Source organism: Cryobacterium sp. RTC2.1 (assembly GCF_035018685.1).
Lineage (GTDB): Bacteria > Actinomycetota > Actinomycetes > Actinomycetales > Microbacteriaceae > Cryobacterium > Cryobacterium glucosi.
Window position 1 is genome coordinate 1 of sequence record NZ_JASJXJ010000072.1, and the last position, 17,945, is coordinate 17,945.

Here is a 17,945-nt window from a genome sequence, read left to right on the forward strand (position 1 = left end):
CACTCGCGCCGTCGCCGCGATCTCGCGGGCGGCGCGAGTGTTGTGGTACTTGGCGAGGGACGCCTGGATCGGACGCATGGTTCCGGCCGCGTCGAGTTCGGCGAGGCGCAGGCAGTAGAGCTGCATCGCGGTCAGCTGGGACAGCATCCGCGTGAGTCGTTCCTGCACGAGCTGGAAGCCGGCGAGCGGCTTGCCGAACTGGATGCGCTGGTTCGAGTAGCTGAGGGCGGCCTCGAAAACCGCGGTCGCGTGGCCGAGCGCCGACCAGGCCACACCGAGGCGGGTGGCGAACAGCACGGTCGCGGTGTCCTTGAAGGTGCGGGTGCCCGGCAGGAGGGCGTCGAGGGGCACGCGCACGTTGTCGAGCACGATGCGAGCCTGGTGGATGCCGCGAAGGGAGCCCTTCCCGGTGATCGTCTGGGCCTGGTAGCCGGGGGTGTCCTGCGGCACGAGGAACCCGCGCACGTTGCCGTCGTCGTCGCGGGCCCAGACCACGGTCACGTCGCCGACGGAGCCGTTGCCGATCCACTTCTTCTCGCCGGTGATCACCCACTCGTCGCCCTCGCGGGTCGCGGTCGTCTCGAGCGCGACGGAGTCGGAGCCGTGGTCGGGTTCGGTGAGGGCGAAGGCGCCGAGCTTCTCGGCGCGGGCGAGGGGGATGAGCCACTCGGCCTTCTGGGCTTCGCTCCCGTAGAGGGCGATGCTGCGGAGCGCGAGCCCGCCCTGCACGGCCACCACGGTGCCCATCGAGCCGTCGCCACGGGAGATCTCCATGTTGACGAGGCCGGCGGCGAGCGGGGACATCGGGGTAAGGCCGGGGCCGACGACGCCGTCGGTGAGCAGGTCGAGTTCGCCGAGCCTGCGGACGAGGTGCAGCGGATACTCGGCCTTGTCCCAGGCCTCGGTGACCTCGTCGAGCGTCTCGATCGCGAAGGCGCGGGCCCGGTCCCAGAAGACGCGGTCGGCGGCGGGCACGTCCCGGAAGAGTTCGTAGTAGTCGGTGTCGAGCGGCACGGATACGTCGTAGTCGGGCACGGTTCCCCTTCATTGGGTTCGGCTGGTGTGACACTCAGTGTCGGGTCAAATGACACTGAGTGTCAAGTTGCGCGCCCCGGCGTGCTCGCGGCGCGGCGTCCACCGAGGGCGCGTGCGACCTCTCGGGAGAGCTCGTCCGGGGAAATCGTTTCGGAGAACACCGCTACGACGAGCTCGGCTGAGGCCTCCCCCGCCCGCTGGTGCCCGTCCGCGTGCTGCCCGGCCTGGTCAGGTGCCGCGTCGGGGTGGAAGAGGCGCCCCACTTCGCGGAGCTCCGCGGCGAGTTCCTCTGCGAGATGCGCGGCATGCTCGGCGTCCCGCGCGGCATCCATGTCGGCGTCGCTCACTGAGACCGGCTCGGCGTTCGACGCGGCGTTCGACGCGGCCCCCGTTTCGGACGAGGACGGGACAGGGCCGCGGATCAGGCGGCGGAGTTCGTAGTTGTGCGTTGCTGTGATCGCTGCGGCGTAGCGGATGGCGGTGAGCTGCGGCACGTCGGGACGGGCGGAGCGGAGGTAGGCGGCGAACATCCGCTCGTAACGGATGGCCATGATCGTCTCGCGGTCGCGGAGGGCCGGGGTGTCGCGCACGATGAGATCGCGGACGCGGACGTTGTCGAGCCGTTCGCGGAATCGCTCGAAGACCATCGTCGCGGCGTCACGGACCGCAAGCCAGGGGTCGTCGTGTTGCGCGGCGAAGTAGGCGGCGATCTGCACGGCGAGTTCGTCATGGTCGGCGAAGATCACATCTTCCTTGGATCGGAACTGCCGGAAGAAGGTGCTGCGCGAGACGCCGGCGGCCCTGGCGACGTCGGTCGCGGTCGTGGCCTCGTAGCCGTTGGTGCGGAACAGGCGCACGGCGATGTCGGCCACCTCGACGCGGGAGCGGGTGCGAGCCGGACGGGGCTGGCCGGAGGCCTCTGTTGCGGAAACGGACATCAGTCGCGAAAGTAGCACGGAATCGCGCAGTCTCCTTCCCACCCGAACGCCTGGCGCAGGGCGGGTTCAGCGCAGGGCTGCGAGCTCCTCCGTCTCGGCGATCACGTCGACCATCGCGGTGCCCCGGAGCACGGTGACCGGAAGCGGCATCGGCGTACTGACCAGGCCGAGGTATGCCCGGCGCACCCTGCCTTCCCGCTGAAGCGTCTCGATGATGCGCCGGGACGTGGGGTTGATCGGCACGGCGGGGCCGAGTCCGACCTCTGCGGCGGCCGTGTTGATGCCCACGACGGTGCCGCGCGAGTCGGCGAGCGCCCCACTGGAGTTGCCGGGGTTTGACGGCTGCATCCGTCTGGATGACGTCTTCGATGACCCGGGCAGCCGACGCGGAGAGTGTCGGCGTTGCCGAGCCGGGCGGGCTCCGGCGGGGTCAGCGCACGGGAACGGACCACGGCGAGGTCGGAAAGCGGGTCGGAGCCGACGATCTCGATGGCGCTGCTCGTGCTGTCGGAGAAGAGGGCGAGGCCGGCATCCGCCCCGAGCACGACGTGAGCGTTCGTGAGCAGGTAGCCCTGTGCGGAGTAGAGCAGGGCCGAACCGGCGCCGCGGCGCACCCGTCCGCGCGGCGTGGCGACCGACATCTCGATCGCCGCGACCTGGCGGGTCACGGTCGCGGCGACCTCGGTCACGACCCGGGAGTACGCGTCGAGCGGACCCTCCCTCGGGTCGTCCGTTTCTTCGGCCAGCTCCTCTCCTCCCGTTCTCGCTCACCGCGGTCGCCGCGGATGCCGCCCCCTGTAACCGGGGTCTGCCCGCGTCACCGCTCCCCGGTCAACGCCCTCGGCGCACACAGCAGGCGGGCTGAGCGCACGTTTCTCCCCGGCCGGCAGCGCGAGGCTGCGACGGGCGCGATCACCCTCGAGGTGCGGGAGTTCTGCGCCCGGGCGCCCCGGCAGGACCAGGCCGAGCGCGCCTGACCGCAACCTGACCGCGCACCCGATCCGTCATTGTTCCTGGCCCGCCTCTCCGTAAGTTGGGGAGCGGACGAGCGGAGCACACGTGGCAGAGATCGATCAGAATCCCCTTCCGATAACTGACCGGGCACGGGTTGCGGAGCCTGCGACGCCTCTGGGCACGGCCGAGGAGACGGCTCCGCGTGGCCAACGGTTGCGTGTCCCGCGGTTCAGCGGCCGCCCGATACTCAGCAAGGTCCCCGAGGTGACCGCCGCGTTCTGGGTCACCAAGGTGCTCACGACCGGGATGGGCGAGACGACGGCCGACTACCTCGTGCACCAGATCGACCCGCCCGTCGCCGTCGGCCTCGCGGGCCTCGGCCTGTTCGCCGCCCTGCTCCTGCAGTTCGCCGTTCGCCGTTACGTCGCGTGGGTCTACTGGCTCGCCGTCGTCATGGTGAGCATCTTCGGCACGATGGCAGCCGATGCCGTGCACGTAGGCCTCGGAATCCCCTACCTCGTGTCCACGGTCGCCTTCGTCCTCGCGCTCGCTGCGATCTTCCTTGCGTGGCGGACGACCGAGAAGTCGCTCTCCATCCACAGCATCGTGACCCGCCGCCGCGAGTTCTTCTACTGGGCGACGGTCCTCACCACCTTCGCCCTCGGCACCGCTGCCGGCGACCTGACCGCGATGACCTTCGGCCTCGGCTACCTCGCGTCGGGAATCGTCTTCGCTGTGCTCATCGCCATCCCCGCACTGGCGTATCGCCGCTTCGGCATGAACGCAACGCTCGCATTCTGGTTCGCGTACATCCTGACCCGGCCGCTCGGGGCATCCTTCGCCGACTGGGCCGCCGTCTCGCTCGAGCGGGGCGGCCTCGACTTCGGCACGGGACCGGTGAGCCTCGTGCTCTTCGGCGCAATCGTCGCCCTCCTTGCCGCCCGCGCGATCCCGCCGCGCTCTCCCGCCGCGCTCCCGCGAGAATGCACGTTTGGCCCTTAAGTTACCGGCGATAAGGGCCGAAAGTGGACTCTCGCGGCGGGAAGCGGGGCTATTCGGTACCGAGGCCCGCGGCCGAGACCGGCTTCTCACCGGCCGCCGTGCGCACCTTGTTGAGCGCGGTCAGGTCGAACAGGCCGTTCAGGTCGCCGGTCTTGGTGGTGCCGGCCGACACGCCGTTCTCGAGGCTCACCGCGAACGTCGACGCGAGCGGGTCCGTCGAGAACGTCACCTTGGTCAAGGCTCGCGTGATCACGGCATCGGAGAGAGCCTTCCCGCTGTCGGCCGTGAGCTTCTTGTTGATCACGGTTGCCGCATCCGTCGGGTTCTTCGTGAGCCAGTCGACGGATGCCGCGTTGCCGGCCACGAGGGCCCGGACCGTCTCCGGGTGCTCGGCCAGGAATCCCTTCCGCACCAGGAGTACGGTCGTCGGGAAGGCGCCGTCCGGCCACAGCGAGGACTCGTCGACGAGCACTTTGGCGCCGGCGTCGACGACGAGGCGGGAGACCCAGGGCTCCGGTAGCCAGGCGCCGTCGATGGCGCCGCTCTGGAACAGGGTGAGGGTCTGTGCGTTCTCGGTCGGCGTAATCTTCACGTCGCCGCCGCCGGAGGTGTCCGTTGTGAAGCCTTTGCTGCTCAACCAGGCTCGCAGTGCGACGTCCTGAGTGTTGCCGAGCTGCGGGGAGGCGAGGGTCTTGCCCTTGAGGTCGGCGGCGGAATTGATCCCCTCGCGCACGACGAGGGCTGCTCCGCCGCTTGTCGCGCCTGCGACGATCTCGACCGACTCGCCTTTGCTCTTGATGTAGCTGTTCACGGCCGGGCTCGGGCCGATGTATGCCGCGTCGATCGCGCCGGCGCTGAGCGCCTCGATCGTCGCGGGGCCGGCGTTGAAGATCTGGGTGCTGAGCTTGGTGCTGCCGAGGGAATCCTGCAGCAGGCCGTTCTCGATTCCGACGAGGGCAGGGGCTTGGGTGACGTTGTCGAAGTAGCCGAGCCGGAGCTCTGCGGCCGGACCGGCTGCGGTGGCACCGGAGGTGGCATCGGCCGAGGCGGCGCATCCGCTCAGGGTGGTGGCGAGCAGGGCGACGGATGCCGCGCCGAGGGCGAGGCGCATCCCCGTGCGACGAGCAGTGGTGTGGGTCTTGGTGGACATGGGCTTCACTTCCATTCGGTGGACGGCGTACGCTGCGGCACCCGGGGTGGTCTCGAGACCTGGGGTGGTCTCGAGACGACGTTATTCACCGAATGACCTGAGCGACATTCCGGCCGGTCACGCCCGGTCACGAAACGTAGCGCAGCGTCACACAGCATCGACGAGCCTCGGCGCGACGGCGATGAGACTCGGCAGGAGCGTTGACCCCGCTGCTCCGCGGATGCTGCTTGACTGAGGTGTGCGCACACCGAAAACCCGCTGCTACCGGAACGGGGACCTCGTCGACGAGGGCTTCCCGCTCGCCGACGTCTCCGAACACCTCGCCGACGAGGGCTGTGTGGTCTGGGTGGACCTGTGCTCGCCTGAAGAAGCGGACCTGGACCTGCTCGCGGAGGAACTCGGCCTGCATGCCCTCGCCGTCGAGGACGCCTTGAAGCTGCACCAGCGTCCCAAACTCGACCGGTACTCCGACCACCTGTTCCTGTCGGCGTATTCGATCACGTTCTCGCCGGAGACGGCCTCGGTGGAGACCTCGGAGATCGCCGCTTTCATCACCGAGCGGGCCTTCGTCACCGTGCACAAGGACCCTGACTTCGACGTCGACGCCGTCGTCGCCCGCTGGGACTCCTCCCCCGACCTCGCCTCGAACGGTGTCGCGTTCCTCCTGCACGGACTCCTCGACTTCCTCGTCGACGGCTACTTCGAGGCCGTCGAGGCCCTTGACGAACAGGTCGAGGAGCTCGAGAGCCAGCTCTTCGAACCGAGGAGCGACCAGGAGGCTGTGCAGCGCCGCTCCTTTGATCTCCGGAAGAGCCTCGTGCTGATGCGCCGGGTGATCCTGCCGATGCGTGAGGTCGTCAACACCCTGTTACGCCGCGACGTGCACCTGCTGCCAAACGACATGGCGCCGTACTTCCAGGACGTCTATGACCACGTGCTGCGCGCGATGGAGTGGACGGAGAGCCTCAGGGACCTGGCCACGAGCGTGCTCGAGGCGAACCTCGCGATCCAGGGCAACCGGCTCAACGTGATCACGAAAAAGGTCACCGGCTACGCGGCAATCATTGCGGTGCCCACGGCGATCACCGGTTTCTACGGCCAGAATGTTCCGTACCCGGGCTTCAGCGAAGTCGGCGGCTTCTACAGCTCCATCGCGCTCATCGTCGGCCTGTCCGCCCTGCTCTACCTGCTCTTCAAGCGCAACGACTGGATCTGAGACCGGCACGACAGGCACGACAGGCACGACAGGCACGACACGCGCGCACAGGGGATGCCGGGCGCGGCCCAGGGCGGCGCGACCGGCATCCCCTGCCATTACAAGGCCGGGGCTCCGACCGTGTCGAACATCGCGTAGTCGTCGGTCACGAGGGTTCCGTTGCTGAACAGGTTCAGCCCGAAACTGATCGCGGTGGCACCGGCCGGCAGGGCCGGGGTCGTGAAGCTCGCCTGAGTGTACGCGGATGCCGTCGCGAGCCACGGGCTCGACGTCCAGTATTGCCAGGCCCCGCTCGCATCCCGGTAATAGACCGCGAACTGGGTGGAGGTCGTCGACGTGTACCAGGCCCGGAGCGAGTAGGTGCGCCCGGCTATCGCGGGCGGGGCGCAGGCCCCGCTGTCCAGGCTCGGCAGCAGCTTCGCGTCGCCGTTCGCGTAGTTCGTCACGACGAGCTTCTCCGCCTTGGTGCCGGTGTGCGCCGTCGCGACGGTCGTGAACGCAGCCGTGTTGGTGCCGTAACCGCCGATCTGGTAGCACTGCGGGAGGGCGGCGACGCCGGCGGTCTCCAGACTCGAGTTCTGGATCAGGTTGGCGCCGGGGGCCGGCGGCGGGGATACGGGCAGGGTTGCGGCGTCGAAGGCCGTGTAGTCGTCCGTGGTCAGGGTGCCGTTGCTCAGGAGGTTGAGGCCGAAGGTGATCGCGCTCGCCCCGGCGGGCAGTGCCGGGGTCGTCCAGCTCGCCTTCTGGTAGGTCGCGGACGCGGCGAAGAGCGGGCTCGCGGTCCAGTAGGTCCAGGAGCCGAGTCCGGTCCGGTAGTAGACCTCGATCTGGGTCGCTGCCGTGGACTTGTACCAGGCCGCGAGCGCGTACGCCGTGCCCGGGGTGGCCGCGGGGGCGCATCCGCCCAGGTCAGGGGTCGGCAGCCATTTCGCGTCACCGTTGGAGTAGCCCGTCATGGTCAGGCGGGCCGCCCGGTTGCCGCTGTGGCCCGGGGTGACCGTGGTGAAGGCGGGGGTGTTCGTGCCGTATGAGGCGCCCTGCCAGCACTGGGGTAGTCCGGCGGTCAGGGTTTCGAAGCCGGGGTTGGAGACCAGGTTGATGCCGGCGGGCTTCGGCGTGACGGCCGGGCCGGAGACGACGGCTTTGACGGTGCCGCCGATGACCTGGTCGACCGTCTTGACCGTCGTCGTCGCAGGGCGGGTCTTCAGCCACTGCACGAACTGGGTGAACAGGGTCGGGCTGATCGTGAGCGGGTCGGTGAGCCCCGTCGCGATGTGGTGGAAGGTCAGCTGCTGCCAGCCGCCCGCGGTCTCGGCCTGGGTGACGGTGTTCTGGAGGTCGGTCAGGCTCCAGGTGTTGTCGACCTCATCCGGAGCCTGGGTCAGGTACGGGTCGGGCGGCGGGACGCTCTCGGTGAGCGCGCATCCCGTGCAGCCGAACCGGGTCTGGATGTCTCCGAGGCCACGGGCGCTGTTGTACCCGCAGTTCTTGACAATGGTTTCGGTGGCAGGGGTCAGCAGCGAGGCGAAGGGATAGGCGAAGCTCGTCACCCGGAATCCCCAGTTGGTGAGGTTGACCCGGTCGTTGCAGACCTGGCGGGTCGCCTCGTCCGTCGGGAGGGTGGCGAGGTCGGGGTGCGTCACGGTGTGGCCGCCGATTTCGTTGCCGTCGGCGACGAGAGTCTGCACCTGGGCAAGTGTCATGTAGCCCGGCTGGTTGATATACCCGGACGGCGTGTAGAAGGTGCCGTGCAACCCATTCGCCTTAAGGATCGAGGCCGCGGTCAGCTGGTCCGCGTTCGCGTCGTCGAAGGTGAGCGTGATGACGGCGGGAACGGCAGCGCTGGCCGGAAGGGCAGCGAATCCGTCGGCGACTCCGACGGAGACGAGTGCAAGCACGAAGGTCGAGACCCAGGCGAGCCAGCGCGGGCGGCTCCGACTGAAATTACCGGTCAGCCGGTGTTTGGCGGCCGCAGGATTGCCTGACTGAACGTCCATATCGCTGAGCTCCATTCTGGGCCCCTGTCTCCCGCGCCGGGATGGCGCGGAAGACAGTCGGGTTAGGGCGCCGGAATCCCCATTAACGGGTGACCTCTCGGCCCTGTCAATGCGCGGCGCCCCACCAGAATGGGGGGTAGAACGGATGCCTAGACCGCGCGGCGGCGACCCGTTGCGAGTCCGTAGATCAAGAGGACGACGATGGAGCCGCCGATGGCGAGAAGCCAGGTCTGCAGCGAGAAGAAGTCCTGCAGCGGAGCGTTGAACAGGATGCCGCCGAGGAACCCGCCGAGGAGTGCGCCGACGACGCCGAGGAGCAGTGTCACGAACCATCCGCCGCCCTGCTGGCCGGGGAGGATGAGTTTGGCGATGGCCCCGGCGATCAGGCCGAGGAAAAGGAAGCCGAAGAAGCCCATGGGGTGCTCTTTTCTGGATTGGTCACACGTGGTTGCGGATTTTGAAACGGTCTAGCGGTGGAGCGGTCTGGCGGCGGAACGACGGCGGCGCGGCAGGCCGGGGCCCGCCGCGCCGGAAGAGGTCTAGTCCTTGAAGATGTCCTTGATGTTCTCGCCGGCCTTCTTGGCGCTCGCGGATGCCTGCTCCGCACGCCCCTCCGCGACCTTGGAGTCGTCGTTGGTGGCCTTGCCGATGGCCTCGTTGGCCTTGCCCTTGAGGTCTTCGGCCGCGTTCTTGATCTTGTCTGATGCGCTCATCGTGTTGTCACTTTCTCTCGGTGTTTCTCTGGGGGTGCCCGACGCGGTTGCGCGGGAAGTCTGGTCGTCTTCCGAGGGGTGGTGCACGTCATTGATCGTGACGTTCACCGCCGACACGCCGAGGCCGACGAAGTCCTCGATCGCCCGCGTGATGCTCGCCCGCACCTCGGCGGCGATCTGGTGCACCGGAACCGGGTACTCGGCCACGATGACGATGTCGACGACCACGTCCGTGTCACCGACCGTGACGCTGACGCCCTGGCTCAGGTCCGTTCCGCTCAGGGCCTCGCGAATGGCGCCGAAGGCCCGGACGGGCGCGCTGCCGAGGGAGTGCACCCCGGTCACGCCACGGGCGGCGACGCCCGCGACCTTGGCGACAACGCTGTCGCTGATGACGGTCTGTCCGCCGACCGAATCGCCGCCGGAGACACCGCCGGACGAGTCGCGATCGGAAATACCGCGGAGAGCACGGGAGAGCGGCATGTTGGGTATTCTTTCGTTGTCGATGGGCGAAGATCGTGATGATCGTCACTGGTATGACGTAGGCCGCCACCGGTTCGTCACGCGGAGATCGAAAATCTATTGGGCGCACCACCGGGTGAATCGGGAAGGACGTGATGACCACCGTTACGAGGCACGCCGTCCCATCCGCTCTCGACGCGGCATCCGACGCCCTGCTCGCCGACCGCGCGGCCGACGGCGATGTTCGCGCCTTCGAGGTTCTCGTCCGTCGCCACGGCCCTCTGATGCGCGTGCACGCGACCCGGATCCTGGGTTCGAACGACGAGACGGACGATGTGGTGCAGGAGTCATTCATCACGGCCTGGCGGCAACTGCCGACCCTTGAGAACTGCGCCGCGGTGAAGAGCTGGCTGATGCGGATCTGCGGTCGCAAGAGCATCGACCGGGTTCGCGCCCGCCGCGACCACGCCGACATCACCGAAACGGATGCCGCGGCTCCGGCGGCGCTCACGCCGCACCACGTCGCCGAGACGCAGGAACAGGCCGAGGCGCTCGCGCGATGCCTCGCGGAGCTGCCGGACGACCAGCGGCGCTGCTGGACCCTGCGGGAACTCGGCGAATACAGCTACACCGATATCGCCGAAGAACTCGACCTGCCCGTGTCGACCGTGCGAGGCTTGTTGGCACGCGCCCGAAAAACCCTGCTGCGGGAATTGGAGGACTGGCGATGAACGCCCCAGACACCCCCTTTGTGGCTTTCGACCCCGAAGAGCTGGCCGAGGAGCAGGCCCGCCTGTCCGGGCACACGATCGAGGACCTCAACGACTACCTCGACCGAGGTCGCACCCCGAGCGACTCGAGCATCGACGACTCCCCGGCGTGCACAACGGCCCTCACCCGCCTCGAGCGGCTCCGAGCAGCGCTGCGCCGGGTCGACTCGGCCGCCGTGGACCGGGAGTCGTCACGGACTGACGGCTGGGTCGCGACCATCATCGACAGCATCCGGCTCGAGACCCGGGCCGGTCGGCGGATCCCGCTCACGTCCGACTCACCGGTCGCCCGGCTGGCGCTCACCGAAGGCGCGGTCATCGGTGTCCTGCGCACGGCGGGGGACGGGATCGACGGCATCCTGATCAGTCGCTGCCGCCTCGACGGCGACGTCACCGAGCCGGGAGCCCCGATCACGGTGCGCCTCGAGGTGTCGGTCGGGGCCGACGGGATGAATGTCGGCGAGAGCATCACGGCCCTCACCGCACGCCTGCGCGCGGCGGTCTACGCCGTGCTCGTGCAGCAGACGGAACTGTCGATCGCCGCCGTCGACATCACGGTCACCGACCTGTACCTCACGACAGCCCTGCCGACCCCCGAAGGAGAAGCCGATGAGTGAGCCCGCTGTCGCTGCCGACCAACTCGACGACTACATTCTCGCGGTCCCCGGCGTCGACGCGCTCTACCCGGCCGGCCCGCTCCTGACCACGGTCGTGGCCTCAGTCGTCGCCGCGCTGATCCCGAGCGTGGCTGCGCCGAATCCAATCGTCGTCGTCGAGAGGTCCGGCGCACTCTCGATCGCCGCGAACATCGGCGTCGGCCCCGATCATGCGGCACCGGATGTCTGCCGCCGCGTTCACGATGCCATCGCCGAGCACTTCCGTCACGCCGGAGACCCGGTCATCTCCGAGATCGCTGTCACGGTCGCCCGCATCGGCTGACGCCCGTGAGTCGCGCCGCAGACTCCGATACGGCAGGATGAGTTCCGTACCGATTGGTTCACAATCTTCCGGAGGAACCCATGCTCATCGCCGCCCAAATCGTCGCCACCATCGCCGCACTCCTGCACGTGGTCTTCTTCCTCTTCGAGAGCGTGCTCTGGATGCGCCCCGCCGTCTACGGGCGGTTCGGGATCGCATCCAGGGACGAAGCGGCGACGATCCGCGCGATGGCGTACAACCAGGGCTTCTACAACCTCGCCCTCGCGGTCGGGGTGCTCGTCGGCGTCGTGCTGCTCGGGCAGTCCGGTTCCGCGTTCATCGCGGGCAAGACGGCGGTCATCTTCGGAACCGCCTGCATGTCGGTTGCCGGCGTCGTCCTCGCTTCAACGGGACCCTCCTACCGACGCGCGGCCGCACTCCAGTTCTTCCCCGCTGCCCTCGCCCTCGTCCTGGCGAGCCTCAGCTAACCCCACGAACAGCGCCCGCCGCGTGGCGACCACGCTCGGCGCGCACGCCGACGCTAGTCGACCGCTGCCTGCGCGGTCAGCAGACGGGTCACGGCCGCGAGCATGGGTGCGCCCCAGCCGGTCGCCCGCGTTCCGCGGTCGTGCTCCGGAATCGTTCGGTTGTAACTCTGGTCGAAAACGACGACGCTCCGTCCGGCCTTCAGCAGACCGGTCACGACGGGCGGGGCGTCGTCGACGAACAGGTCGATCCCCTCGAGCGCATGCTTGTCGAAACCCGAATGCACGACCGTGGCCAGGGGCAGTCCGTTCGACGCGATCCACTCCCGCGTATCGGGGTTGAACTCGTCACTCCTGGCCGTGACGGCAACAAGCTCGCATCCGGCAGCCTCAAGGGCGAGAAGCGTCACGACGGCCTCGTCGAACACCGCGAGGCCCAGGTAGAAGCCGTGGCGTTCGGCATGACCAAAATGGCCGAGGAAGTCCGGCATATCGACAAACCACGCGTCGTCGCCGATCCACATGGCGTACTGGTCGAGGTCGGGGAATCGCGTGGACCGTTCAGCCAGGGGGATCGAGAGCTTCTCCCCCATCCAGTTTCGGAGACCACCGACCGTGTCGGCGGTCGTCGCATCGAGGTCGACCCCGATACGCGGGGCGCGGCCATGCGCGGTCCGGAACCGATCAAGCGCGGCAGTCAGATCGGCGGGAGCCACAAATGCGTTCGGAGTCATTCGAGAGTGTCCTCTTTCAGAAGTTGGGTGATGGTGCGCAGAGTCTCCGGGGAGACATCGCCGAGAGTCCTCGCGGCGAAATTCACGACTCGTTGTGCGCGGAGCTTCTTGACAAAGGCGAGTTGGGTGTCCACTCGGACGGGGATATCGTCGTCGGAACCCAGGAGGTAGGCCGGCGGGATCCGGAAGAATTCGGCAATTCCGGTCAGGAGTTTCTCGTCTGTCACGAGAGGGCCGGTCCCCGCGATCATATATGCCCACCGGGCTCGGGAGAGGGAAAGCGACCGGTCCCGCAGGCCCTCGGCTATCTCGCGGTAGGTATACGGGGTATTTCCCTCTGCGACGACGACGTCGAGCAGAAGGTTGAGCTTCCTCGCCAGTTCCATCTGCGCGCTGAGACCCTGTGCGGTCGGAGGAGTCTTGCCGTTCACGTCAGGCGTTCCCCTCTTCATCGGTGCGCCGTCCCCGCTACGTCTCGTCGCATCACGGCTGCCCCTCCACAGTCATAACGGGCAACGCTCGAGCGCCACCCGGGGAAACGAGGTGCTCAGCGGTAGCCAACAGCGCCTGGTCCGACCGCGATATTTCCTGAGGATACAGCAGGAGGCAATCACGAACCTCGACATAGCGACGGTAGAGTCGCGCAGCGGCGCCGCGGGTCAGAACCAAGTGGATCCTCGCCTCAGGAACGTCAAGGCTGAGTTCGGGCGACTCGGACAACAGCCGCTCCCAGAGAGGTGCGAGCCTCACCAGGAGAACGCGAACCTGGACTTCCCGTTGGACTCGTATGACGCCGTCCACCGCCGCCGTGAGGCCGAATCCAACGGCCAGGCACGAGGGCGCGATCAATAGCGCCGCATAGTAGACGCCGCCCGTCCCGGTCGCGAAGTCAGCATTGTGGTTGACGTTCGCCATGACCGCATTGAGGAGGCTGACGACGGCGTACACGATGACACCGGCGCAGCCGACAACGACGAAGCCGAGTGAGACCCGGGTCAGCCGTCGTCGCTGCCTTCGCCGGTCCGAGAGACATGCCGCCGCCACCGTGACCGAGAAATACGCCAGGGCCACCCAGGTGGTCGCCGCGTACGCCGTGTAGTCCCACCGATCGAGAAAGCGGATGTCCGGCAGCAGTCGCCAGTCGGCCCCAAAGAACAACACTGACTGAATGAGAATGACCACCCCCGGGAAGATCGCAGAGAGAGGTTTGATCCGCCACCCACCGGGGTGCGCCGACGATGCGGCCCGCACGAGTTCGTTGAGAAGTGCTATTGCGATGACCGCAGTGACGTGGAAAAGGTAATACGTCACGTTCACGCCGCCGAGAGCGGCATCGAGCACGTCGAAGACAAGATCGGTCTGCAGCGACATCGTCAGCGCGAACACCGCAAGAAACGAGAACAGCAGGCGCCGACGGCCCCGCACGACGGACGGGAGGCAGAACAGGGCGGCCAGCCAAAGGAGCGCGCTCACGCCACCAGCGATGAGGGAGGCCACTACAGCACCCGCCCGAATCCGGTCCGGGCGCCGTCACGGGCCTCCGCGCGGTCACTCAGCATAGTCAAGGCGAGCCGGTCGCCGATCGCTTCGGCGAGTGCTTCCAGCTCGTCGGTCAAACTGCTTCGCAAAAGTGCGTGCACGATGGCGTCATAGGGGATCAGGGGCGCGAATCGCGCGACTTGATCGGCCGAGAGTAATTCCTTGTCGTCGCTGAGGATCATATGGCCATATTCATGGTTGATGAGCTGCTGCCGATGCACTGCTGAGATCGTCGGGGCATGGTGGATGCGCTCGAAGGCTTCGCCGGCGACCTCGATCCAGAGTCCGCAGACACCAGCGTGCAGCATCGTTTCGCTGCCCTCGCGGATCACAATCTGTTTTTTCCGGAGGCTCTCCATATGCGCGTGGAGCCGCTCGGGCGTGAGCGGCCGCGGCAAATCGAGTGCCGCGACAAGCTCGTGCGCGCGCTTCTGGCGTTCTTGGTGATCCATGGTCTTTCCCCCGGTCGATGCCACGTTCAGCCAACCCCGGACCTCAACATTGGACATGTCTATCGTCTGCTACGCTTGCCTTCGGTTGGACATGTCTAGGTTACAGTTCCGGGGGGAACGCCGTAACCGGCATGTCCGAACCACGCACGATGCGGATTCACGGGCGACAGCGGGGCGTCGCCGTGCGCGTGGTGCGGAGCTGCCCACAGGCCTCCGCACCACGCAGCCGCCTCGCCACATCGTCTTCTCGCCGCACAGGCTCCTCACCATGCCGCCCCTGCGCCACGCTGCCTACCGTGCCGCCCATGACTTGCGGCTGCGCTTGATCCGGAATCTGGCCTTTTCCGACACCTTTCGCGTGGCGCGGAGCAAAATGTGCTCCTGTGGTCTGACCACAACAGGTAGTATCGATCTCACGCCCCAACCACTAGATATGGTCTTTCGCCCGACTAACTGTCCCGCTCGATTGTCGTGGGGAGTATTAGTCAAGGAGGCAGCAGCGCGTGTTGAAGACAGAAGACCCCGGCACAGGAACGCCTACGGCTGGCAGCGGTCTCAGCACCCTTATGGTGTCGAAACGCGACGGTCGCCGGCTCGCCTTCGATGACGCCCGGATCTATGCCGCACTGGCCAAGAGCTTCACGGAAGTGAACGGCGAACTGACCCCGCTCACGCACCGGATCATCCGTGACCTGGTCACTCGTATCGATCGCGAGATAGCCTCGCGCTTCGCGGTCGACATCAAGATCTACGAGGTCCAGAACATCGTGGAACACGCCCTGCTGGACAGCAAGGAATACGAAGCCGCAGAGGCGTACATCAATTACCGGATCCAGCGCGACTTCGCGCGCAGTAAGTCCACCGACATCAACCACTCGATCATCAAGCTGATCAGCAAAGACGAAACAGTCGTCAACGAGAACGCCAACAAGGACAGCGATGTCTTCAACACCCAGCGTGACCTGACCGCCGGCGCGGTGGGCAAGGCGATCGGCCTGAAGATGCTGCCGCCGCACGTCGCCAACGCCCACCAGAAGGGCGACCTGCACTACCACGACCTCGACTATCACCCCTATGCCCCGATGACGAACTGCTGCCTCATCGACTTCAAGACGATGCTCAGCACCGGCTTCCGGATCGGCAACGCCGACGTCGACCCGCCCCGCTCGATCCAGACGGCCACCGCGCAGATCTCGCAGATCATCGCGAACGTGTCGTCGAGCCAGTACGGCGGATGCTCGGGCAACCGGATCGACGAGGTGCTCGCCCCGTACGCGGAGAAGAACCTCCAGAAGCACCTCGCCGACGCCAGGACATGGATCGCCGATGAGTCCCAGCACCAGCAGTTCGCGGAGGAGAAGACCCTCAAGGACATCTACGACGCGATGCAGAGCCTCGAATACGAGATCAACACCCTGTTCACCTCGAACGGGCAGACCCCTTTCACCTCGCTCGGCTTCGGCCTCGGCACCAGCTGGTTCGAACGCGAGATCCAGAAGGCGATCCTGCAGATCCGCATCGAGGGACTCGGCAGGGAGAAGCGCACCGCGATCTTCCCGAAGCTGATCTTCACGGTGAAGCGCGGCCTCAACCTCGACCCGACCGACCCGAACTACGACATCAAGCAGCTCGCGCTCGAGTGTTCCACCAAGCGCATGTACCCCGACATCCTGAACTACGACAAGATCGTGGAACTCACCGGCAGTTTCAAGGTGCCGATGGGCTGCAGGTCCTTCCTCCAGGGCTGGACGGACGAAGATGGCAACGACGTCTCAGAGGGCAGGATGAACCTCGGAGTCGTGACACTCAACCTGCCGCGGATCGCCCTCGAGGCCGCCGGCGACAAGGACAAGTTCTGGAGCATCCTCGCCGAACGTGTGAGCATTGCCCGCGACGCCCTGCTCTTCCGGATCGAGCGCTGCAAGGAAGCGACCCCGGAGAACGCACCGATCCTCTATGTCTACGGCGCCTTCGGCCAGCATCTGGAGGCCGGCCAGTCCGTCGACACCGTGTTCAGGAACAAGCGCGCCACCGTGTCGCTCGGCTACATCGGCCTCTACGAGGTGGCCTCGGCTTTCTACGGCGGAGCCTGGGAATCAAACCCCGAGGCGAAAGACTTCACCGTCGACATCCTCCGCACGCTCCACGACCGCACCCAGGAGTGGAGCAACGAGTACGGCTACCAGTTCAGCGTGTATTCGACCCCGAGCGAGAGCCTGACCGACCGGTTCTGCCGGCTCGACACCGCGAAGTTCGGTTCGGTCGCTGACATCACCGACAAGGACTACTACACCAACAGCTTCCACTACGACGTTCGCAAGAGCCCGACGCCGTTCGAGAAGCTCGACTTCGAGAAGGTCTATCCAGAGTTCGCCTCCGGTGGGTTCATCCACTACTGCGAATACCCGATCCTGCAGCAGAACCCCAAGGCACTCGAGGCGGTCTGGGACTACTCCTATGACCGGATCGGCTACCTCGGAACCAACACCCCGATCGATCGTTGTTACGCCTGCGGCTTCTCGGGCGACTTCGACGCGACGGAGCGCGGCTTCGAGTGCCCCGAATGCGGCAACGCCGACCCGATGACCTGCGACGTCGTCAAGCGCACCTGCGGCTACCTCGGCAACCCGCAGGCCCGACCAATGGTGCACGGCCGGCACATGGAGATCACCTCCCGGGTCAAGCACATGGCGGGCGGCACCGGCATCAGCGGGGCGGATGCCCCGGCACCGGTCTCCGAGGATGCGTAACCCGCGGCCCGGCGAGTGGCTGTCTGAGAAGCTGAGCCAGCGATACGTCGGGGACTACAAGCCCTTCGTCTTCGTTGACGGCGAAGGCGTGCGGTGCAGCCTCTACCTGTCCGGATGTCTGTTCGCGTGCGAGGGCTGTTTCAACGAAGCCACCTGGAGCTTCCGCTACGGCCAGGAATACAGCCAGGAACTCGAAGACCAGATCCTGGCCGACCTCGGCCAGGAGTACGTCCAGGGCCTGACCCTGCTCGGCGGCGAACCCTTCCTCAACACCGGGGTCTGCCTCGGGCTGATCGACCGGGTGCGCCGGGAGTTCGGCTCGTCGAAGGACGTGTGGTCCTGGACCGGATACACCTTCGAGGAGCTCTTGCTCGAGAGCCCGGACAAGCTCGCCATGCTCCGCGGAATCGACGTCCTGGTCGACGGTCGGTTCGAGCTGGCGAAACGTGACCTGAAACTGCAGTTCCGGGGCAGCAGCAACCAGCGGATCATCGACGTCCCCGCGTCCCTGACCGCCGGAGAGGTGGTCCTGTGGGGTGGACTCCGGGATGCGACGAACACCTTCGAACAGATCGAGAAGCGCCAACTGATCTAGTCCCCGGGTCGGGGAACACAGCGCACGCCGCGACCGCCCCCGGCAGCGGCCCGTCCTCAACAAAGTTTCTCTGACCGGGTTTTCCACAGGCCATTTGTGGGGTGGCGGATGCCGGTGGAATGTCGGTGGTGGTCCGTAGAGTGCCCCCATGACAGTTGAAGAACCCTCAGAATCTCACCTGGACAGCCCCGTGGACAGCAGTGTGGACAGCGCTGCGGAACCCCCTCCCGGGACC

Annotated in this window: 20 protein-coding genes and 1 pseudogene; 9 read left to right on the forward strand and 12 right to left on the reverse strand. The window is 66.8% G+C overall.

The window, feature by feature from the left end:
• From QN357_RS10495 to QN357_RS10510, 4 genes and pseudogenes are all read right to left on the reverse strand, one after another.
• Positions 1-1,035, reverse strand: a 1,035-nt coding sequence (locus QN357_RS10495) for an acyl-CoA dehydrogenase family protein (protein WP_323504869.1), incomplete at its 3' end; no start/stop codon positions are given.
• 62 nt (positions 1,036-1,097) lie between these two features.
• Positions 1,098-1,973, reverse strand: coding sequence for a helix-turn-helix domain-containing protein (locus tag QN357_RS10500; RefSeq protein ID WP_322140605.1), 876 nt, complete (start codon positions 1,971-1,973; stop codon positions 1,098-1,100).
• Between the two features lie 66 nt (positions 1,974-2,039).
• Positions 2,040-2,321 (reverse strand): hypothetical protein, encoded by a 282-nt coding sequence (locus QN357_RS10505; protein WP_322137420.1) that lies wholly within the window; start codon positions 2,319-2,321, stop codon positions 2,040-2,042.
• Positions 2,322-2,371: 50 nt separating this feature from the next.
• Positions 2,372-2,614: pseudogene (locus QN357_RS10510) on the reverse strand (trypsin-like peptidase domain-containing protein); the annotation flags it as partial.
• Positions 2,615-2,758: 144 nt separating this feature from the next.
• Between QN357_RS10510 and QN357_RS10515 the strand changes: the two are divergent.
• Together QN357_RS10515 and QN357_RS10520 are read left to right on the forward strand one after the other, a co-directional pair.
• A complete protein-coding gene (locus QN357_RS10515; protein ID WP_322136600.1) occupies positions 2,759-2,950 on the forward strand; it encodes a hypothetical protein in 192 nt (63 codons plus the stop codon).
• A 241-nt stretch (positions 2,951-3,191) separates the two neighbouring features.
• Positions 3,192-3,929: a hypothetical protein gene (locus QN357_RS10520; protein ID WP_322136601.1), complete on the forward strand. Its 738-nt coding sequence runs from the start codon at positions 3,192-3,194 to the stop codon at positions 3,927-3,929.
• A 49-nt stretch (positions 3,930-3,978) separates the two neighbouring features.
• Here the strand turns inward: QN357_RS10520 and QN357_RS10525 are convergent, their stop codons facing one another.
• The gene (locus QN357_RS10525) at positions 3,979-5,079 is read right to left on the reverse strand and encodes an ABC transporter substrate-binding protein (RefSeq protein WP_322136602.1); all 1,101 of its coding nucleotides are present in this window, start codon (positions 5,077-5,079) and stop codon (positions 3,979-3,981) included.
• 238 nt (positions 5,080-5,317) lie between these two features.
• Here QN357_RS10525 and QN357_RS10530 point away from each other — a divergent pair, with 238 nt between their 5' ends.
• Positions 5,318-6,295 carry a magnesium transporter CorA family protein gene (locus QN357_RS10530; protein WP_322140604.1) on the forward strand — a complete coding sequence of 326 codons (978 nt, stop codon included), beginning with the start codon at positions 5,318-5,320 and terminating at the stop codon, positions 6,293-6,295.
• Positions 6,296-6,393: 98 nt separating this feature from the next.
• On the opposite strand, the gene QN357_RS10535 is transcribed toward QN357_RS10530, so the two are convergent.
• The 3 genes from QN357_RS10535 to QN357_RS10545 all read right to left on the reverse strand — a co-directional run bounded on the left by QN357_RS10535 (position 6,394) and on the right by QN357_RS10545 (position 9,488).
• On the reverse strand, positions 6,394-8,292 hold the full coding sequence (locus QN357_RS10535) for a polysaccharide deacetylase family protein (protein ID WP_322189263.1): 1,899 nt from the start codon (positions 8,290-8,292) through the stop codon (positions 6,394-6,396).
• A 149-nt stretch (positions 8,293-8,441) separates the two neighbouring features.
• The gene (locus QN357_RS10540) at positions 8,442-8,708 is read right to left on the reverse strand and encodes a GlsB/YeaQ/YmgE family stress response membrane protein (RefSeq protein WP_322136604.1); all 267 of its coding nucleotides are present in this window, start codon (positions 8,706-8,708) and stop codon (positions 8,442-8,444) included.
• Between the two features lie 123 nt (positions 8,709-8,831).
• The gene (locus QN357_RS10545; RefSeq protein ID WP_322136605.1) at positions 8,832-9,488 is read right to left on the reverse strand and encodes an Asp23/Gls24 family envelope stress response protein; all 657 of its coding nucleotides are present in this window, start codon (positions 9,486-9,488) and stop codon (positions 8,832-8,834) included.
• A 134-nt stretch (positions 9,489-9,622) separates the two neighbouring features.
• On the opposite strand from QN357_RS10545, the gene QN357_RS10550 reads away from it, so the two are divergent.
• The 4 genes from QN357_RS10550 (at position 9,623) to QN357_RS10565 (ending at position 11,643) form a co-directional block, all read left to right on the forward strand.
• A complete protein-coding gene (locus QN357_RS10550; RefSeq protein ID WP_322136606.1) occupies positions 9,623-10,198 on the forward strand; it encodes an RNA polymerase sigma factor in 576 nt (191 codons plus the stop codon).
• Positions 10,195-10,854, forward strand: a complete 660-nt coding sequence (locus QN357_RS10555) for a hypothetical protein (protein WP_322136607.1) — start codon at positions 10,195-10,197, stop codon at positions 10,852-10,854. The genes QN357_RS10550 and QN357_RS10555 overlap by 4 nt, the downstream gene beginning before the upstream one ends.
• Complete coding sequence (locus tag QN357_RS10560; protein WP_322136608.1) at positions 10,847-11,176, forward strand: hypothetical protein; 330 nt, start codon at positions 10,847-10,849, stop codon at positions 11,174-11,176. Before QN357_RS10555 ends, QN357_RS10560 begins: the two co-directional genes overlap by 8 nt.
• Positions 11,177-11,256: 80 nt before the next feature.
• Positions 11,257-11,643, forward strand: a complete 387-nt coding sequence (locus QN357_RS10565; RefSeq protein WP_322136609.1) for a DUF1304 domain-containing protein — start codon at positions 11,257-11,259, stop codon at positions 11,641-11,643.
• A 53-nt stretch (positions 11,644-11,696) separates the two neighbouring features.
• Here the strand turns inward: QN357_RS10565 and QN357_RS10570 are convergent, their stop codons facing one another.
• From QN357_RS10570 to QN357_RS10585, 4 genes are read right to left on the reverse strand one after another with little or no spacing between them, the layout of a single operon-like run.
• A complete protein-coding gene (locus QN357_RS10570; protein ID WP_322136610.1) occupies positions 11,697-12,374 on the reverse strand; it encodes a 5' nucleotidase, NT5C type in 678 nt (225 codons plus the stop codon).
• A complete protein-coding gene (locus QN357_RS10575) occupies positions 12,371-12,826 on the reverse strand; it encodes a hypothetical protein (protein ID WP_322136611.1) in 456 nt (151 codons plus the stop codon). Before QN357_RS10575 ends, QN357_RS10570 begins: the two co-directional genes overlap by 4 nt.
• A 31-nt stretch (positions 12,827-12,857) precedes the next feature.
• Entirely contained in the window at positions 12,858-13,871 is a 1,014-nt protein-coding gene (locus QN357_RS10580; protein WP_322136612.1) for a DUF6545 domain-containing protein, read from the reverse strand.
• Positions 13,871-14,422 (reverse strand): hypothetical protein, encoded by a 552-nt coding sequence (locus tag QN357_RS10585; protein WP_322136613.1) that lies wholly within the window; start codon positions 14,420-14,422, stop codon positions 13,871-13,873. Before QN357_RS10585 ends, QN357_RS10580 begins: the two co-directional genes overlap by 1 nt.
• 446 nt (positions 14,423-14,868) lie before the next feature.
• On the opposite strand from QN357_RS10585, the gene nrdD reads away from it, so the two are divergent.
• On the forward strand, positions 14,869-17,115 hold the full coding sequence (gene nrdD, locus QN357_RS10590) for an anaerobic ribonucleoside-triphosphate reductase (protein WP_322136614.1): 2,247 nt from the start codon (positions 14,869-14,871) through the stop codon (positions 17,113-17,115).
• Positions 17,108-17,710 (forward strand): anaerobic ribonucleoside-triphosphate reductase activating protein, encoded by a 603-nt coding sequence (gene nrdG / locus QN357_RS10595; protein ID WP_322136615.1) that lies wholly within the window; start codon positions 17,108-17,110, stop codon positions 17,708-17,710. The genes nrdD and nrdG overlap by 8 nt, the downstream gene beginning before the upstream one ends.
• The last annotated feature ends 235 nt before the right edge of the window (positions 17,711-17,945 follow it).